Source organism: Micromonospora sp. NPDC005197 (genome assembly GCF_040608295.1).
Taxonomy (GTDB): domain Bacteria; phylum Actinomycetota; class Actinomycetes; order Mycobacteriales; family Micromonosporaceae; genus Micromonospora.
Genome location: NZ_JBEXHY010000005.1, coordinates 105,248 through 120,162, shown reverse-complemented (window position 1 = coordinate 120,162; position 14,915 = coordinate 105,248). Strand labels below are relative to the sequence as shown.

Sequence of the window (14,915 nt, the reverse complement as noted above, 5' to 3'; positions counted from 1 at the left end):
CGCTTCCGGACAGGTGTTACCGATCAGTAACCCCGACTGTATTACTCGCGGGTAGGCAGCGACAAGCCGATCACGTAAGTGACGGCGATTACACAGTTGCGCGCCGGACGCCCCGCTCAGCTCTCGGCGGCGCCGACCTCCCAGCTCGGCACGGCCGACGTCGCGCCCGTGCGGGCACCGACGTACTCCATCAGGACCAGGGCGATGTCGTCGTCCAGGTGCCCGTGCACCCACTCGACGAGGGCCGTCTCCAGCGACGCGAGCCCGTCGGCGACCGTGCCGTGCCCGAGCAGCCGCCACGCCCGGTCGGCGGTGGGGAAGAACTCACCGTCCCGCCGGGCCTCGCCGAGACCGTCGGTGAACAGGAGCAGGCGGTCGCCGGGCTCCAGGCGTTCCACGCGGGGGCGCACCACCGGCATGAACCCGAGGGGCGGCGCCGGCGCCGGCGGCTCCAGCGGGATCACCGCGCCCCGGCGCAGCAGCAGCGGCGACGGGTGCCCGCAGTTGACGATCGTGAGCGTCCCACCCCGCTCCTCGACCAACGCGGCGGTCACGAAGTCCTCGTCGCCGACGTTGCGGGCCACCGCACGATCCAGGTCGGCGACGACGGCGCGCAGGTCGGCCCGCTCGTAGGCCACGTGCCGGTACGAGCCGAGGACGATGCTGGCCAGCCGAACCGCATCCAGGCCCTTGCCGCGCACGTCACCGATGATCATGCGGACGCCGTACGGGGTGTCGATCGCCTCGTACAGGTCGCCGCCGATCTCGGCCGTGGCGGTGGAGGAGATGTAGCGACCGGCCACCGAGAGCATGCCGACCTGCGGCCCGAGCGGGCGCAGCACCGCCTGCTGGGCCACCGAGGCCAGCTTGGTCAGCTCGGCGATCTGCTCCGCCTGCCGCTGGCGTATCGAGGCCACCGCCACGGCCAGCCCGCTCGCGACCGCGACGCCGACCACGTTGACCGAGGTCACCAGCATCATCCTCGGGTCGAACAGGGCGAAGCCCACCCCGATCAGGGTCGCCACGGCACCCACACCCAGCACCACCCGCCAGGCCGCCAGGGCGGCGGCCAGGACCGGGGCGGCCACCAGAAGCGCGACGTAGTGCGCCCGACGGCCGTCGGCCAACTCCAGCCCCGAGACGATCGCGAGCAGGGCGAGGGCCGCGCCGAGGCCGGCGCGGGATCCGGGGCTCAGCGGGCTACGGCCCGACTGGAGGAGTCGCGTGGGTACGAGGGACAGCATGCCTGATCCACGTGAACCGGTGAATGAACCTGGCCCGTCGTCCGAGGATGTTCTGTCCGCCCGGCCCAGCCCTGTGGCCGGATCGGCCGCCCCGGCTGCGCTCAGCCCAGCACCTCGTAGCGGACGGTCAGCGCGCCCACGTCGGTCGAGGCGATGGTCGCGAACGCGGCGCGGGACAGGTCCAGGCAGCGACCGTCGATGAACGGGCCACGGTCGTTGATGCGCACGACGACCGACTTGCCGCTGCTCGGGTTGGTCACCCGGACCTTGGTGTTGAACGGCAGCGTCTTGTGCGCCGCGGTCAACTCGTTCGGGTTGAACGACTCGCCGTTGGCGGTGAGCTGCCCGTCGGAGTAGAAGGAGGCGCCACACGAGCCGCTCTCCAGCACCTTCGCCGCCGCTGTGGTCTTCTTCGCGGTCGGGCGCGGCTTCGGCGACTCGGTGCGGGCCTTAGCCCGGGAGGCGGCCTGCGGCGACCGGCTGGCGGACGGGCTGGCCGTCCCGCTCGGCGAGGCGCTGGCGCTCGGTGACGCGGTCGGGGAACTGGGGGCGAGGCTGGCGGGGGCGGTGGTCGGGGTGAGGTCGAGAGTCGCCTGACCCGACTGCCCGGAGCCCGAGGTCAGCTGGACGGCGCCGACGGTGCCCCCGACGGCGAGAGCGACGCCGACCGCAGCGGTGGCCGCGATGCCCGCCGGGGAGGAGAAGATGCGGGTACGGGAGTGCCTGCCTGCCACCGGCCCGGTCCTTTCGTCGACTGAACAAACCGGTTCGGACCGTAACGAGAGAAGCACTTCCGAAGTCAACGTGATCATGGTGATCTGCCCGTATTTGGCATAGTACGTGTAGCCGATCATCCGAGCCGGGGTGGGTCGACCGGCCCGGGTGCGGACGCGCCGAGCGCCCGTGCCGCACGATGGACGGATGCCCGCTGAGCTGACCGAACGCCTGGCCGCCCTGTTCCGGTGGATCGACCCCGGCCCGGACGCCAGCCACCTGGTCAGCGACATCTCCGGTTGGTGGCGCGACCCCACCGTGCTGGCCGAACTGGGACCGGCCCTGGTGGCGCCGTACCGGGCCGCCCGGCCGACCGTGGTGCTCGCCCCGGCGGTCACCGGCCTGCTGCTCGGGCCACTGGCCGCCACCGCCCTCGGGGTCGGCTTCGTGGCCGCCCACAAACCCGGCGACGGAAGGTTGCCGGCCGGCCCGCTCACCTGGGCGCAGAGCCCGCCGGACTACCGGGGCCGGCAGGTCGACCTGGCCGTCCGGGACCGGCACCTCGGCCCCGACGACCGCGTTCTGGTCGTGGACGACTGGGTCCGCACGGGCGCGCAGCTGCACGCCCTCTACGACATCTGCGCCAAGCGCGGCGCGCAGGTGCTCGGCACCGCAGTGGTGGCCGTCGACTGCCCGCCCGAGACTGCCACCGCACTGCGGATCACCGGCCTGATCGCCGGCGCGGATCTGCCGGGTTGACCTGAAGTCCACTTCACCTTCGACGATCGACGCATGAGCGACGGAATTCTCGACGAGGCGTACGACCGGCTGCACCGCAACGGACCCGAATACGAGGGCTGGCTCTCCAACCACGGCCCGATGGCCGTCGAGGCGCTGGCCCGGCACGGGCACGAGCAACGGGTGCACCGCTGGCTGGACGACTACCTCACCCGGCTCGACGAGCTGCCCCGCGGGCTGCGCCCGATCGACGACTGGCGGGCGGCGCTGGGCGACGCGAAGCGGGCCGGTGACTGGCTGGCGTACTTCGACCGGCACCTGCGCGAGCAGCCGTGGCGGGACGTGCTCGGCACCTGGTGGCCCCGACTGCTGCCCGGCATCGCCGCCGGCGCCACGCACGGGGTGATCCGGGTCGGGCACGCCGTACGCGCCCTGCACCTGCACGACGCGAACCCGCAGCGGCTCACCGAGCTGGGTCAGGCCCTCGGCTACTGGGCGGCCCGCTGGCAGCCGGTGCCCGGCGCCGAGCGGCTGCTCGCCTCGGTCACGTCGAACCCACCCGAGGCCCACCCGGACGCCGCCGGGCCGGACGTGGCCGCCGCGCTGGCCGGGGTGCCCCGGATCGACGACCAGACCGGGGGCATCCGGGATCGACTGGGTCGGCTGGTGGGCGTACCCCGATGGGAACCTGCGCTCGCGGCGCTGCGCCCCGCGCGGACGCCGACCGAGGCGGAGCGCGGGCTCGTCACGCTCGTGCACCGTGCCGGCCTCGACTACCTGCGCTTCGGGCACGCGGAGCCGGTCATGCTGGTGCACGCGGTCACCGCGCCGACCGCCGTGCTGCGTACCCTGCCGGCTCTCGACCGGGCGCTGTGGGCGCCGAGCCTCGCCGCGGCCTGGGCCGCGACGGCGGCCGTGACCTCGGTGTACGCCCCGACCGACGGGATCGCCCCGCCGTCGGTGACCGTCGCGACCCCGGCGGAGGTCTTTGCTCGCGCGGCCCGACACGGCGACGCGCACGTGGTCAAGCTCGCCGACGCGGTCCTCGACGCCCACGCGGCCAGCGGTGACCAGCGGCTGCTCGACGCCGCGGGCTACGCCGGGCAGCTGATCTGAGCAGCGCCGGACGAATTGCGGCGGCGGTGCCGGCCGCGCTGGCCTAGCCTCGGCAGGATGTGGCCTCGGATCGGTGACCTGCGCACGCTCACCCTCGGCACCCCCGGCGAGCTGCGGGCGAGCCTGAACACCCTGGTGCTGGCCGGCGTGAAGACCGCGACGGCCGGCCGGCTCGCCGAGTACGCGGAAGAGGGCGAGGAGTTGGAGCAGGTCGGCGAACGGCTCGCGCTGGTCGACGACGACGACGCGCTGGCCGGCGTCGTGGAGATCACCGGCGTCGAGGTGGTGCGCTTCGGCGACGTGCCCTGGGAGTTCGCCCGCGCCGAGGGCGAGGGTGATCGCTCGATCGAGGAGTGGCGGGCCGGGCACTCGGCCTACTGGGCGCGGCTCGGCACCCCCGTCGACGACGACACTCCGATCGTCTGCCTGCGCCTGCGACTGGTCTCCGGCGGCGAGGGCGGCGTGGCCACCGGAGACCTGGGCACCTGAGCCCTCGCTATCCGCGCAGCTCGGGCAGCAGTCGCGTCGCCACGTCGCCCAGGACGGCCTCGTCGCCGGCGTACCAACTGCTCGCTCGCGGCCAGTGCGTCACCACGTCGGTGAAACCGAGTTCGGCGGCCCGACCGACCTGGTCGGCGAAGAACTGCGCGCTGCTGAGCGAGAACACCGGCGCGGCGTCCAACGACAGGTAGCGGTCCAGCGTCGCCGGGTCGCGGCCGGCCTCGTCCAGCGTCCGGTCCATCCGCGCCGACAGGGCCGACACGGTGCCCCACCAGCCCTCCACGTCATCGGCGTCGGTGCCGGTGGTCACCCAACCCTGACCGAACCGGGCCACCAGCCGCATCGATCGCGGGCCGTTCGCGGCGACGACGAACGGCACCCGCGGCTGCTGGACACAGCCGGGGTTGTTGCGGGCGTCCACCGCGGCGAACCAGTCACCACGCCAGGTGGTGCCGTCCTCCCGAAGGACCAGGTCCAGCAGTTCGGTGAACTCGGCGAACCGGTCGACGCGCTGGCGCGGCGGCAGCGTCTCACCGCCCAGCACCGCCGAGTCGAAGCCGATGCCGCCCGCGCCCAGGCCGAGCAGCAGCCGGCCGTCCGAGACGTCGTCCACCGTGGTGATCTGCCGGGCGAAGGCGGCAGGGTGCCGGAAGTTCGGCGACGCCACGAGCGTGCCCAGCCGGATCCGGGACGTCACCGTGGCGGCGGCGGTCAGCGTGGTCATCGAGTCGAACCACGGGCCGTCGACCAGGTCCCGCCAGCCCAGGTGGTCGTACGTCCAGGCGTGGTCGAAGCCCCACTCGTCGGCCTGCCGCCAGCGACGCTGCGCCTGGGCCCAACGCTGGTCCGGGAGGATCACGATGCCAATCCGCATGATCGCCAGCCTAGCCGCGTCCGATGCCCCTGCTTCAGCATCGGCTACGCGCCCTCGGGCACCTGGCTCAACGGGCAAACTTGAGCCTCGCCCGCCCGTGGCGGGGCATCGCGGACGCTGGGCCTTCGCTACGGTTCGGCCGTGGTGGACCAGCGGTCACGGCGGGCCGACACGGTACGAGTCTTGGGCACCGTGTCGCTGATTGCCGGCTTCATGACGGCGCTGCTCACTTTGCTCTCCAGCACCGGCGGGCTCCAACCGCAGATCCTGGCCGCCTTTCTCATCCTGACCGGCATCGGTCTGCGGATCGAGGCGGCGATCATCGACCGCAGGCCATAACCCTCCCCCTGTGTGTCCCACGTCACAGTTGGCCGTGGTAGGGGCGTCCTGATCGGCTCCGACCTCGTTGCGAGCAGGCACCCGGTGGGCGCCACCCGAGGAGAGGTAAGAGGCGACATGACGAAGGTGACCGCACAGCTGTCGGTGTCGGTGGACGGCTTCTACGCCGGCCCGCTGTTCGACGGCGACGGCGACTGGATCGACTCGGCCGAGAGCGCCGGCTTCTTTCGGATCACCCGCTGGGCGACGGACGCGATGGCGTGGCGCGAGCGGCAGGGCTTCGCCGGCGGCGAGCAGGACGCCAACTCCGACGTGATGGCCGAGACGTTCGACGCGGCCGGCGCGTACGTCATGGGCCGGCGGATGGCCGACGGCGGTGAGGTGCCCTGGGGCGAGGAGCCGCCGTTCCGCGCGCCGGTCTTCGTCGTCACGCACCGACCCCGCGAAACCCTGCTGCGCGGTGGCGGCACCAGCTTCACCTACGTCACCGACGGCGTGGCCAGCGCCGTCGAGCAGGCGAGCGCAGTGGCCGGTGGCCGCAACGTCGCCGTGGCCGGAGGCGGCAGCCTGGTGCGGCAGGTGCTCAAGGCCGGCCTGCTCGACGAGTTGGAACTGCACGTCGTACCGGTCGTGCTCGGCACCGGTCTACGGCTGTTCGACGCGGACCTCGACCTCGGCGACAAGGAGGCCATCGAGCTGACGCCGACCCGGGTCATCCCCACCCCGCAGGTCACCCACATCCGGTACGAGGTGAGCGGTCGCGCCCCGCTCGTGCTCGACGACCGGGGCCGCGGCGGCGGCCCGACGGCGACCACGAACTGACCCGCGCATTCATCAACCTCACGAGGAGCTTTTCATGCCACAACTGTTGCGGGTGCAGTGCTTCAACGTTTCGCAGGACGGGTTCGGCACCGGCGAGGGGCAGAGCCTGGAACGGCCCTTCGGCCACGCCGACCCCACCCCGCTGTTCTCCTGGCGTTCCGCCACCGCCAGCTTCGTGTACCGCACGGAGCCGGGCGGCACGCGCGGCCTGGACGACTACCTGACCCGCGACGCCGAGTGCAACATCGGCGCGGAGATCATGGGTCGCAACAAGTTCGGCCCCCAGCGTGGCCCCTGGGAGAACCACGAGTGGCAGGGCTGGTGGGGGGACAACCCGCCGTTCCACACGCCGGTCTTCGTGCTCACCCATCACGTACGGCCGTCGTTCACCCTGTCCGACACCACGTTCCACTTCCTCGACGCCAGCCCCGCCGAGGCGCTGGCCCAGGCCAAGGAGGCAGCGGACGGTCGGGACGTACGCCTCGGTGGCGGGGTGGCCGTCATCCGCGAGTTCCTCGAGGCCGACCTGGTCGACACGATGCACATCGCCGTCGCGCCCGTCGACCTCGACCGGGGCGAGCGGCTGTGGGGGAGCCCCGACGAACTTCTCGACCGCTTCCACCTGGAGTCGGTGCCCAGCCCCAGCGGAGTCACCCATCTCCTGTTCTGGAGACGGTGACCGCCACTACAGGCGGGAGCCGTCGGCGCACAGATCTTGGACAGTTTCCGTTAGCAGCTAACGGAAACTGTCCAAGATCTGCGACCTGCGATGGCAGCGGCCAGTCCGAAGTCTTCGGTCGGGCCGAGGCGGAGTCCGGGCGGCGGTCCGGCAAAGGGCCCTTGACACATGCCCTAAGCCAGGCGGGAGAGGACCAGCAGCCGGTTGCCGTCCGGGTCGGTGACCCTGGCGGACCGCTCACCCCAGGGCTGGTCGACCGGCTCCTCGGTGACCGTCGCGCCACCCGCGCGCAGAACGTGCACGGCCGCGTCGCAGTCGTCGGCGTACACGCACAACTCCCAGCGGCGCGAGAGGGTGGGGTCGCCTGCATGCGGGTCGGCGGCCAGGCCCAGCTCGCTGCTGCCCAGCCGCAGGGCTACGAACTCCGGCTCACCGTCCTCCGGGAACCGGTAGGTCAGCTCGAAGCCGACGACGTCCCGGTAGAACGCGATCAACCGCGGCAGGTCGGGCGTCGTCACGATGGGAAAAGCCTCGGTGAACACGCGACCACCTCCTGACCGGACCCTAACGGGTAGGAGCGAGGCAGCCCAGGGACGTGCGCGCGCGGCAACATCGAAGGCGCTGACCGGGACTCTCGTCCTGGTCAGCGCCTCGGTCGTGGAGCGGGTGACGGGAATCGAACCCGCACTGTCAGCTTGGGAAGCTGATGTTCTGCCATTGAACTACACCCGCGGGCGGCACCACTGTACCCGAGTCGTCGAACCGGTGCACCCAGCCACCCCCACGCGCCGGCGGGACGCCGTCACCTCGGAAAAAGTTTCGTGACGGCAAGATATGGGCGTTCTCAAATGTGTCGATGGGTTGTAACGTCTGCCACACGTTTCAGCCACGGCGTGACACACCCCCTGTCACGCCGCCAGAAAGAGGTGGGCCCATGGGACTCCGTCCCAACCTGCTGACCCGGCGTGCCGCCGGTGTCGCGTCGACGACCCTCGCGCTGCTGCTCAGCACCGCTGCGGTGGGCGTCGTTCCGGCTGCTTCGGCCTTCTCCGCGGCGCCGGGCGGCGCCTGCGCGGAGCCGGCCGACAGCCACGCCAACGCTCGGGTGAAGCCCGGCGCGGCGGCCACGCACGACCCGAACGAGCTGACCGCGAAGCAGGTCCGCGAACGCGACGCCGACCTCGCGGCGGCGTTGCGCGAGCGCGCCAACTTCCGGGCCGGCGCCGGCGCCACGACGCTGGCCACCGTCACCATCCCGGTGGTGGTGCACGTGATCCAGGAGAACAGCACCCGGGCCGGCGGCAACATCCCGGACTCGATGATCACTTCGCAGATCAGCGTGCTCAACCAGGCCTACGCGGGCGGAACCGGCGGCGCTGCCACCGCCTTCGCCTTCCGGCTCGACAAGATCAACCGGGTGACGAACCCGTCCTGGTACCCGATCGTCAACGGCTCGTCGGCGGAGCGGTCGATGAAGTCGTCGCTGCGGGTGGGCGGCAAGAACACGCTCAACATCTACCTCGGCGAGCTGAGCGGCGGCCTGCTCGGCTGGGCGACCTTCCCGCAGCAGAACCTCAGCACCATGGACGGCGTGGTCGTGCTGAACGAGTCCCTGCCGGGCGGCACCGCCACCAACTACAACCAGGGCGACACCGGCACCCACGAGATCGGTCACTGGCTGAACCTCTACCACACCTTCCAGGGTGGCTGCGGCGGCTCCGGTGACAGCGTCAGCGACACCCCGGCCGAGGCGTCGCCGGCGTACGAGTGCCCGACCGGGCGGAACACCTGCTCGGCGACCGGCCTGGACCCGATCACCAACTTCATGGACTACACCTACGACTCGTGCATGTACCAGTTCACCCCGGGGCAGGCGAGCCGCATGCTGACCGCGTGGAACGCGTACCGCGCGGCGTAGCTCTCCTCGCGTACACCTGGTGCCGGCTCCGTCACGACGGAGCCGGCACCGGCGTTTTTTTGGACAGCAGGGCCGTGGTCAGGCGGCCGTGCACTGGACGTCAAGGCTGCGGCGGGTCGGGCGCGTCTGCGGTACGGCGACAGGCGCGGCCGGTGCGGGCGGGGCTTGCGGGTCCAGCCAGACCCGCACGGCCGGGCGGCTCGGGGTGACACCCGGAACGCCGGCGGCGTGCTGCTCGCGACGGGTCAACATCGCCACGTCGACGGTGAACTCGAACAGCCGCCAGTCGACCTGCGGCTCGGCCCGGGCGCTCTGCGCCAGTCGGGCCACCTGGACCGGGTCGGTGACCGGCCAGGCGTGGCCCGCCACGTACGCCTCGTCGTCGCTCTCCTCCGGAGGGAACGAGTGCAGCGCGTAGCGGCCATCCCGTTCGAGGTCGCGGCGCTTCGGCGAGTCGATGATGAAGCAGAAGAGACCCTCGTCGGTGATGACCGGGGAGACCGGATGGACCCGGGGCCCGCCGTCGGCGCGGACCGTGGCCAGGTAGCCGAAGCCCGGCCCGTACTGCTGCAGGAGAACGCGGATCCCGTCGGCGAGGCGGGGCTCGTCGGCGGCGAATTCGGACCAGGAAGCCATGCCGACATTCTATCGAACAAATGTACGAGCAGCGACCTCGACGCGCTGGTCACCGGCACCGAATCCGGCCGGTCCGGCCAACGCGGCTATGGTGGTCCGATGCTGCTCTCCGACCGTGACCTGGTCTCCGAGATCAAGGCCGGCACGCTGGGCCTGGAACCGTTCGAGCCCACCCTGGTCCAACCGTCCAGCATCGACGTACGACTCGACCGGCTGTTCCGGGTGTTCAACAACCATCTCTACACCCACATCGACCCGGCCATGCAGCAGGACGACCTGACATCGGTGGTCGAGGTGCCCGACGGCGAGCCGTTCGTGCTGCACCCGGGGGAGTTCGTGCTCGCCTCGACGCTGGAGGTGATCTCGCTCGGCGACCAGCTCGCCGGCCGGCTGGAGGGAAAGAGCTCACTGGGCCGCCTCGGCCTGCTCACCCACTCCACCGCCGGGTTCATCGACCCGGGCTTCTCCGGTCACGTCACGCTGGAGCTGTCCAACGTGGCGAACCTCCCGATCACCCTCTGGCCGGGCATGAAGATCGGCCAGCTCTGCATCTTCCGGCTCTCCTCGCCGGCCGAGCACCCGTACGGCTCGGTGGTCTACGGCTCGCGCTACCAGGGGCAGCGGGGGCCGACGCCGAGCCGCTCCTGGCAGAACTGGCGTGCCTGGCCGACGCGATAGATAGCGGACGACGAGGGCCCGCCGCGACGAGATCGCGACGGGCCCTGCTGCGTCCCGCGTTGGTCAGCCGGGACGGCCGTAGCTGTGGATCGGCCCGTCGTCGACCTTCTTCATCTTGATCGGCTGACCGGCCTGGGAGGCGTGCACCACCCAGCCGTTGCCGACGTACATGCCGACGTGGTGGATGTCGCTGTAGTAGAAGACCAGGTCGCCGGGGCGCAGATCGCCCCTGCTGACGTTCTTGGTCACCCGGCTCTGCGCGGCGGCGTTGTGCGGCAGCGACACACCGGCCTTCGCCCACGCGGCGAGCATCAACCCGGAACAGTCGTACGAGTTCGGACCCTCGGCACCCCACACGTACGGCTTGCCGATCTGGGCACAGGCGAACTTGACCGCCGTGCCCGCGCCGCCGCCGGGGTAGCTGGCCGGGCAGGGCGCCGGACGCAGCGGACCGCCGCCACCATTGCCGTACACCTTGAGGCGCAGCTTCTGCAGCCGGTCGATCTCGTCGTTGATCTGCTTCTTCTTCGCCGCCAGCTGCGCTTCGGTCCGGGTCAGCTGGGCCACCATCTCGTCCAGCGGCGCCTTCTGCCGGGCCAGCTCGTCGCGGAGGTCGGCGACCTGACGGACGTCCTCCTGCTGGTTGTGGGCGAACCGGTCGAGCATCTCGAGCTGCCCGACCACCTCGCCGGGCGACCGGCTGCCGAGCATCGTGTTGACGGTCGACAGGTTCTCGCCCATGTACGCGCGCACGGCCAGCGCGCTTACCTTGTTCATCGCGGCGTCGACCTGGCGCTCCAGGGGCGCGATGCGGGCGGCGAGCGCGTCGGCCTGCCTGCGCTTCACGGCCAGGTCCGCGCGAGTGGCGTTGTGCCGTTCGATGACCGGTTCGAGCTTGTTCCAGTCGGCGTCGATCTGGCGCTCGATCTCGGCGACGGACGGATCCGCGTGCGCCGCCGTGGCGCTGCCCGTCAGGACGACGGCTACGCCGACCAGGGCGGCGAGGGCGGTGGTGAAGCGGGACCAGCGTGGACGCGGCACTGTCGACGTCGGGTCGGCCGAGGCCGACCGTTCGGACGACGGCCGCGGGGCATGGAGGGCCACCGGGGTTCCGTACTCCTTCTTCCTGACCGCCTACCGGGTTAGCTGACGGGTTCGGGCGGGAAGTTGGCGCCCTACCGCATTGGCTGCGGATTCACCCCGGGGGAACCTGGGTCCCCGGCTCGCTCGCAAGCGACTCGGCGGTGTCGGTCCGTTACCGCCCGGGATGGGCAGACCTGCTACCGGGCCGACAAATGACCAGAGTAGAGACGGCCGTTACCGATCCGCAACCCGTGCGGCCGTGACACTCCGTACCGATTGGAGGAGGTCACCGAGCGTGCGTGAAGCTTTCTTTCGATGCAGTTTGATATATGGAAAGGTATTGACGCGGACTCCCGACCGGCGCGAAGGTGACCACACCGTTACCAGTCAAATCTAGGGGGTTCGATGGAACGTCCAACCCTGTCCGCCGGCCGGCGCGCATCGCTCGCGGTCGCCGTGGTCATCGCCACGGCCGCCGTACCGCTGAGCGCCGGCCCCGCCTCCGCCGCACCGGCCGCCGACCGTCAGCAGCAGTACGCCGCCGCGTCGACCGAGTACGGCGTGCCGACCGCCGTGCTGCTCGGGGTCTCCTACCTGGAGTCCCGCTGGGACAGCAACGCCGGCACCCCGAGCACCAGCGGCGGCTACGGACCGATGCACCTGACCGATGCCCGCCACGTGGCCGCCCTACCCGCGCGCGGCCACCACGACGCCGGCACCGAGGATCCGCGCGGCGACGACTCCCGTGCCGTCCTGGCACCCGCGCCGGCCACGGATCCCGCGCCGCCCACGGCTGCGACGCAGACCGTCGACGCCGCCGCCGCGCTGACCGGCGCCGCCCCCGAGGCGCTGCGCAGCGACGCGACGACCAACATCCGGGGCGGGGCGGCGCTGCTGGCCGCGTACCAACGGGAGGTGGGCGCCCCGGTCGGCGCCGGCACCGACCCCGCCACCTGGTACGGCGCGGTGGCCCGCTACGCCGGCGCGGACAGCGCCGACGCCGCGGCGGCCTTCGCCGACGAGGTCTTCACCACCATCGGCGCCGGCGAGACCCGCGTGACCGACGACGGCCAGCGGGTCACGTTGCCGGCCCGCGCGGTCCAACCCCAGCGTTCCTGGCTGGACCGGCTGGGCCTGCGACGACTCGCCCGCCCGGACGGCCTGGAGTGCCCGCGGACCGTCTCCTGTGAGTGGATCCCGGCACCCTACGAGGCGTTCGGCGACGGCGACTACGGCAACCACGATCTCTCCGACCGGCCCGCCCGGCAGAAGATCGAGTACATCGTCATCCACGACACCGAGGCGAGTTGGGCGACCACCCTGAAACTCGTCCAGGACCCGACCTACGTGAGCTGGCACTACTCGCTGCGCTCGGTGGACGGGCACATCGCCCAGCACGTCAAGACCAAGGACGTCGCCTGGCACGCCGGCAACTGGTACGTCAACGCGAAGTCGATCGGGCTGGAACACGAGGGCTTCGCCGCGCAGGGCACCTGGTACACCGAGGCGATGTACCGGACCTCGGCGAAGCTCGTCCGGCACCTCGCGCTGCGGTACGGCATCCCGCTGGACCGCCAGCACATCATCGGCCACGACAACGTGCCCGGCACCGTCGCGTCGACCGTGCGCGGGATGCACTGGGACCCGGGGCCCTACTGGGACTGGACGCACTACTTCGACCTGCTGCACGCACCGCGACTGGACACCGGCACCCCCGCCACCGGGCTGGTCCGGATCGACCCCGACTACGCGACCAACCAACCGGCGTTCACCGGGTGCGTCACCCCTGGAACACCCTGCGCGCCGCGCGGCTCCTCGTCGGTGGTGCTGCACACCGCGCCGTCCGCGGACGCGCCGCTGGTCAACGACATCGCGCTCCGCCCGGACGGCACCCCGAACACGATGGACGTGTCGGACCACGGGGCGCGGGCCTCCGCCGGCCAGACGTACGCGCTGGCCGGCCGGCAGGGCGACTGGACGGCCATCTGGTACCTCGGGCAACGGGCCTGGTTCCACAACCCGGCGTCCGCGCCGACCGCCACCTGGACCGTCGGCGTGGTCGCCGTTCCGAAGCCGGGCCGGGCGACCATCCCCGTGTACGGGCGGGCCTACCCGGAGCAGGCGGCCTACCCGGCCGGCGTGCCCTACCAGGCGATCTCACCGCTGCAGTACACGCTGGCCGCCGGTCAGCGCTACACCGTCGGCGCGGTGCTGGCCGGCGAGTACTACCGGGCCAGCACGTTCGACGGCTCCTCGCCCGGCGACTGGACGGTGATCCGGGGCAAGAACCGGTACGCGCAGATCCAGTTCGGCCACCGCATCATGTACGTCGACCTCGCCGACGTGCAGCTCCTGCCGTCCCCGGTGGGCGCTCCCCGCTGACGAACGACATACGACGAGGGCCCCCGGTCATCCGACCGAGGGCCCTCGTGGCGTCCGCTGGATCAGCCGGGTCGGCGGAACCCGGCGATCGGCATGGTGGTGATGCTGGAAACCTGCACCGGTTTGCCGGCACGAGGCGCGTGCACCATCTGGTTGTTACCCAGATAGAGCCCGACATGGCTCAGGCCGGAGAAGAAGAAGACCAGGTCACCGGGACGGGCGTCGGCGCGCGACACGGCCTTGCCCTCGTTCCACTGGTCACCCGTGTGGTGGGTGAGGGAGATCCCGGCCGACTTGTACGCGTACTGGGTCAGGCCCGAGCAGTCGAACGAGTTCGGGCCGGTGGCGCCCCAGACGTACGGGTCGCCGACCTGCTGGCAGGCGGTCTTGATCGCCTTCTGAGCGGCCACGGCGAGCACACCGTTGATGGTCGGGCAGCCGACGGTCTTGACCGTGGTCTTGGGCATCGACGCCTCGAGCTTCTTGATCTCGGCGTCGATCTGCTTCTTCTTGGCCGCCAGCTCGTTCTGCTGCTTGGTCTGGGTGGCGATCAGCGCGTCGAGCTTCTGCTTCTCGCTGTCGTACTTGGCCCGCACGGCCAGCACGCCCTCGACCTGCTTGCGCTCCTGCGCGGCCAGCCGGTCGAGGAGGGTGAGCTGCTCGGTGAGGGTGTCCGGCTTGGCGCTGATCAGCAGCGCGCCGATCTCCTGCGACGGGCCCGACATGTAGTAGCGGGACGCGAGGTCACCGACCCGGTTGAGCGCCAACTCGCTCTGCAGGGCCAGCGGCTCGATCTTCTTCTGCAGGTCGGTCGACTTCTTCCGGTTGACCTTGAGCTGCGCCCGTACCTTGTTGTACTGCTCGATCGTGGGCTCCAACTGCTCCCACTTCTTGTCGATCTGCGCCTCGATCTCGTCGACCGTGGGCTCGGCCTGCGCCGGCACGGCGAGCATTCCGGCACCGACCGCAGCGGCGGCGACCAGCACAAGCAGACGATGGGCGACCCGGCGTAGACCGCCCGGCCGAGCGGACAGTCCCGGGGCGTGACGATGAGGGGGCATGGTTGCCACCGGCACCGACTCCTTTGCAACCGACCGCCGGGCGCCTCGCGTGAGGGAAGGGCCGAGGCAGACGACCCACAGCGGTCGGTGCCCCACATTAGGGAAGCGTTGGACCGGAATCAAGGCGAGC

The 14,915-nt window shown here is 71.3% G+C and carries 16 protein-coding genes, 1 tRNA gene and 1 riboswitch; of the genes, 9 read left to right on the top strand and 8 right to left on the bottom strand.

Annotated elements, in window-relative coordinates:
* Positions 1–116: 116 nt before the first annotated feature.
* A complete protein-coding gene (locus ABZU46_RS04085) occupies positions 117–1,244 on the bottom strand; it encodes a PP2C family protein-serine/threonine phosphatase (RefSeq protein WP_354854989.1) in 1,128 nt (375 codons plus the stop codon).
* Between the two features lie 101 nt (positions 1,245–1,345).
* Complete coding sequence (locus ABZU46_RS04080; protein WP_354854988.1) at positions 1,346–1,978, bottom strand: septal ring lytic transglycosylase RlpA family protein; 633 nt, start codon at positions 1,976–1,978, stop codon at positions 1,346–1,348.
* Between the two features lie 187 nt (positions 1,979–2,165).
* On the opposite strand from ABZU46_RS04080, the gene ABZU46_RS04075 reads away from it, so the two are divergent.
* Genes ABZU46_RS04075 through ABZU46_RS04065 form a run of 3 tightly spaced genes read left to right on the top strand, consistent with a single transcriptional unit; the run spans position 2,166 to position 4,301 of the window.
* Complete coding sequence (locus tag ABZU46_RS04075; RefSeq protein WP_354854987.1) at positions 2,166–2,717, top strand: phosphoribosyltransferase family protein; 552 nt, start codon at positions 2,166–2,168, stop codon at positions 2,715–2,717.
* Between the two features lie 33 nt (positions 2,718–2,750).
* Positions 2,751–3,812 carry a hypothetical protein gene (locus ABZU46_RS04070; protein ID WP_354854985.1) on the top strand — a complete coding sequence of 354 codons (1,062 nt, stop codon included), beginning with the start codon at positions 2,751–2,753 and terminating at the stop codon, positions 3,810–3,812.
* Between the two features lie 57 nt (positions 3,813–3,869).
* Positions 3,870–4,301 carry an ASCH domain-containing protein gene (locus ABZU46_RS04065; RefSeq protein ID WP_354854983.1) on the top strand — a complete coding sequence of 144 codons (432 nt, stop codon included), beginning with the start codon at positions 3,870–3,872 and terminating at the stop codon, positions 4,299–4,301.
* A gap of 7 nt (positions 4,302–4,308) precedes the next feature.
* Here the strand turns inward: ABZU46_RS04065 and ABZU46_RS04060 are convergent, their stop codons facing one another.
* Positions 4,309–5,187 carry an LLM class flavin-dependent oxidoreductase gene (locus ABZU46_RS04060; protein ID WP_354854981.1) on the bottom strand — a complete coding sequence of 293 codons (879 nt, stop codon included), beginning with the start codon at positions 5,185–5,187 and terminating at the stop codon, positions 4,309–4,311.
* Between the two features lie 141 nt (positions 5,188–5,328).
* Between ABZU46_RS04060 and ABZU46_RS04055 the strand changes: the two genes are divergently transcribed.
* The 3 genes from ABZU46_RS04055 (at position 5,329) to ABZU46_RS04045 (ending at position 7,027) form a co-directional block, all read left to right on the top strand.
* Complete coding sequence (locus ABZU46_RS04055; protein ID WP_354854979.1) at positions 5,329–5,526, top strand: hypothetical protein; 198 nt, start codon at positions 5,329–5,331, stop codon at positions 5,524–5,526.
* 117 nt (positions 5,527–5,643) lie between these two features.
* Positions 5,644–6,348, top strand: a complete 705-nt coding sequence (locus ABZU46_RS04050; protein ID WP_354854977.1) for a dihydrofolate reductase family protein — start codon at positions 5,644–5,646, stop codon at positions 6,346–6,348.
* 34 nt (positions 6,349–6,382) lie between these two features.
* On the top strand, positions 6,383–7,027 hold the full coding sequence (locus ABZU46_RS04045; RefSeq protein WP_354854975.1) for a dihydrofolate reductase family protein: 645 nt from the start codon (positions 6,383–6,385) through the stop codon (positions 7,025–7,027).
* 173 nt (positions 7,028–7,200) lie between these two features.
* Here ABZU46_RS04045 and ABZU46_RS04040 read toward each other — a convergent pair whose 3' ends face one another.
* Positions 7,201–7,569 carry a VOC family protein gene (locus tag ABZU46_RS04040; protein ID WP_354854973.1) on the bottom strand — a complete coding sequence of 123 codons (369 nt, stop codon included), beginning with the start codon at positions 7,567–7,569 and terminating at the stop codon, positions 7,201–7,203.
* A 116-nt stretch (positions 7,570–7,685) separates the two neighbouring features.
* Positions 7,686–7,759: transfer RNA gene (locus tag ABZU46_RS04035), tRNA-Gly, on the bottom strand.
* A gap of 202 nt (positions 7,760–7,961) precedes the next feature.
* Here ABZU46_RS04035 and ABZU46_RS04030 point away from each other — a divergent pair.
* Positions 7,962–8,945, top strand: a complete 984-nt coding sequence (locus tag ABZU46_RS04030) for a zinc metalloprotease (protein ID WP_354854971.1) — start codon at positions 7,962–7,964, stop codon at positions 8,943–8,945.
* A gap of 78 nt (positions 8,946–9,023) precedes the next feature.
* On the opposite strand, the gene ABZU46_RS04025 is transcribed toward ABZU46_RS04030, so the two are convergent.
* Positions 9,024–9,581 (bottom strand): pyridoxamine 5'-phosphate oxidase family protein, encoded by a 558-nt coding sequence (locus ABZU46_RS04025; protein ID WP_354854969.1) that lies wholly within the window; start codon positions 9,579–9,581, stop codon positions 9,024–9,026.
* Between the two features lie 99 nt (positions 9,582–9,680).
* Here ABZU46_RS04025 and dcd point away from each other — a divergent pair, with 99 nt between their 5' ends.
* Positions 9,681–10,259, top strand: a complete 579-nt coding sequence (gene dcd, locus ABZU46_RS04020; protein WP_266247661.1) for a dCTP deaminase — start codon at positions 9,681–9,683, stop codon at positions 10,257–10,259.
* Between the two features lie 63 nt (positions 10,260–10,322).
* Here the strand turns inward: dcd and ABZU46_RS04015 are convergent, their stop codons facing one another.
* On the bottom strand, positions 10,323–11,363 hold the full coding sequence (locus ABZU46_RS04015; RefSeq protein ID WP_354854967.1) for an NlpC/P60 family protein: 1,041 nt from the start codon (positions 11,361–11,363) through the stop codon (positions 10,323–10,325).
* Between the two features lie 13 nt (positions 11,364–11,376).
* Positions 11,377–11,513: riboswitch (cyclic di-AMP (ydaO/yuaA leader) on the bottom strand.
* A gap of 234 nt (positions 11,514–11,747) precedes the next feature.
* On the opposite strand from ABZU46_RS04015, the gene ABZU46_RS04010 reads away from it, so the two are divergent.
* Positions 11,748–13,724, top strand: coding sequence for an N-acetylmuramoyl-L-alanine amidase (locus ABZU46_RS04010; protein WP_354854966.1), 1,977 nt, complete (start codon positions 11,748–11,750; stop codon positions 13,722–13,724).
* A 62-nt stretch (positions 13,725–13,786) separates the two neighbouring features.
* Here the strand turns inward: ABZU46_RS04010 and ABZU46_RS04005 are convergent, their stop codons facing one another.
* On the bottom strand, positions 13,787–14,800 hold the full coding sequence (locus tag ABZU46_RS04005; RefSeq protein ID WP_354854964.1) for an NlpC/P60 family protein: 1,014 nt from the start codon (positions 14,798–14,800) through the stop codon (positions 13,787–13,789).
* Positions 14,801–14,915: the final 115 nt, after the last annotated feature.

Bases quoted from the DNA above. Each gene is read 5' to 3' on its own strand.
- ABZU46_RS04065 (WP_354854983.1), top strand. From the start codon at position 3,870: ATGTGGCCTCGGATCGGTGACCTGCGCACGCTCACCCTCGGCACCCCC.
- ABZU46_RS04070 (WP_354854985.1), top strand. From the start codon at position 2,751: ATGAGCGACGGAATTCTCGACGAGGCGTACGACCGGCTGCACCGCAAC.
- dcd (WP_266247661.1), top strand. From the start codon at position 9,681: ATGCTGCTCTCCGACCGTGACCTGGTCTCCGAGATCAAGGCCGGCACG.
- ABZU46_RS04025 (WP_354854969.1), bottom strand. From the start codon at position 9,581: ATGGCTTCCTGGTCCGAATTCGCCGCCGACGAGCCCCGCCTCGCCGAC.
- ABZU46_RS04010 (WP_354854966.1), top strand. From the start codon at position 11,748: ATGGAACGTCCAACCCTGTCCGCCGGCCGGCGCGCATCGCTCGCGGTC.
- ABZU46_RS04045 (WP_354854975.1), top strand. From the start codon at position 6,383: ATGCCACAACTGTTGCGGGTGCAGTGCTTCAACGTTTCGCAGGACGGG.
- ABZU46_RS04075 (WP_354854987.1), top strand. From the start codon at position 2,166: ATGCCCGCTGAGCTGACCGAACGCCTGGCCGCCCTGTTCCGGTGGATC.
- ABZU46_RS04085 (WP_354854989.1), bottom strand. From the start codon at position 1,244: ATGCTGTCCCTCGTACCCACGCGACTCCTCCAGTCGGGCCGTAGCCCG.
- ABZU46_RS04030 (WP_354854971.1), top strand. From the start codon at position 7,962: ATGGGACTCCGTCCCAACCTGCTGACCCGGCGTGCCGCCGGTGTCGCG.
- ABZU46_RS04050 (WP_354854977.1), top strand. From the start codon at position 5,644: ATGACGAAGGTGACCGCACAGCTGTCGGTGTCGGTGGACGGCTTCTAC.
- ABZU46_RS04060 (WP_354854981.1), bottom strand. From the start codon at position 5,187: ATGCGGATTGGCATCGTGATCCTCCCGGACCAGCGTTGGGCCCAGGCG.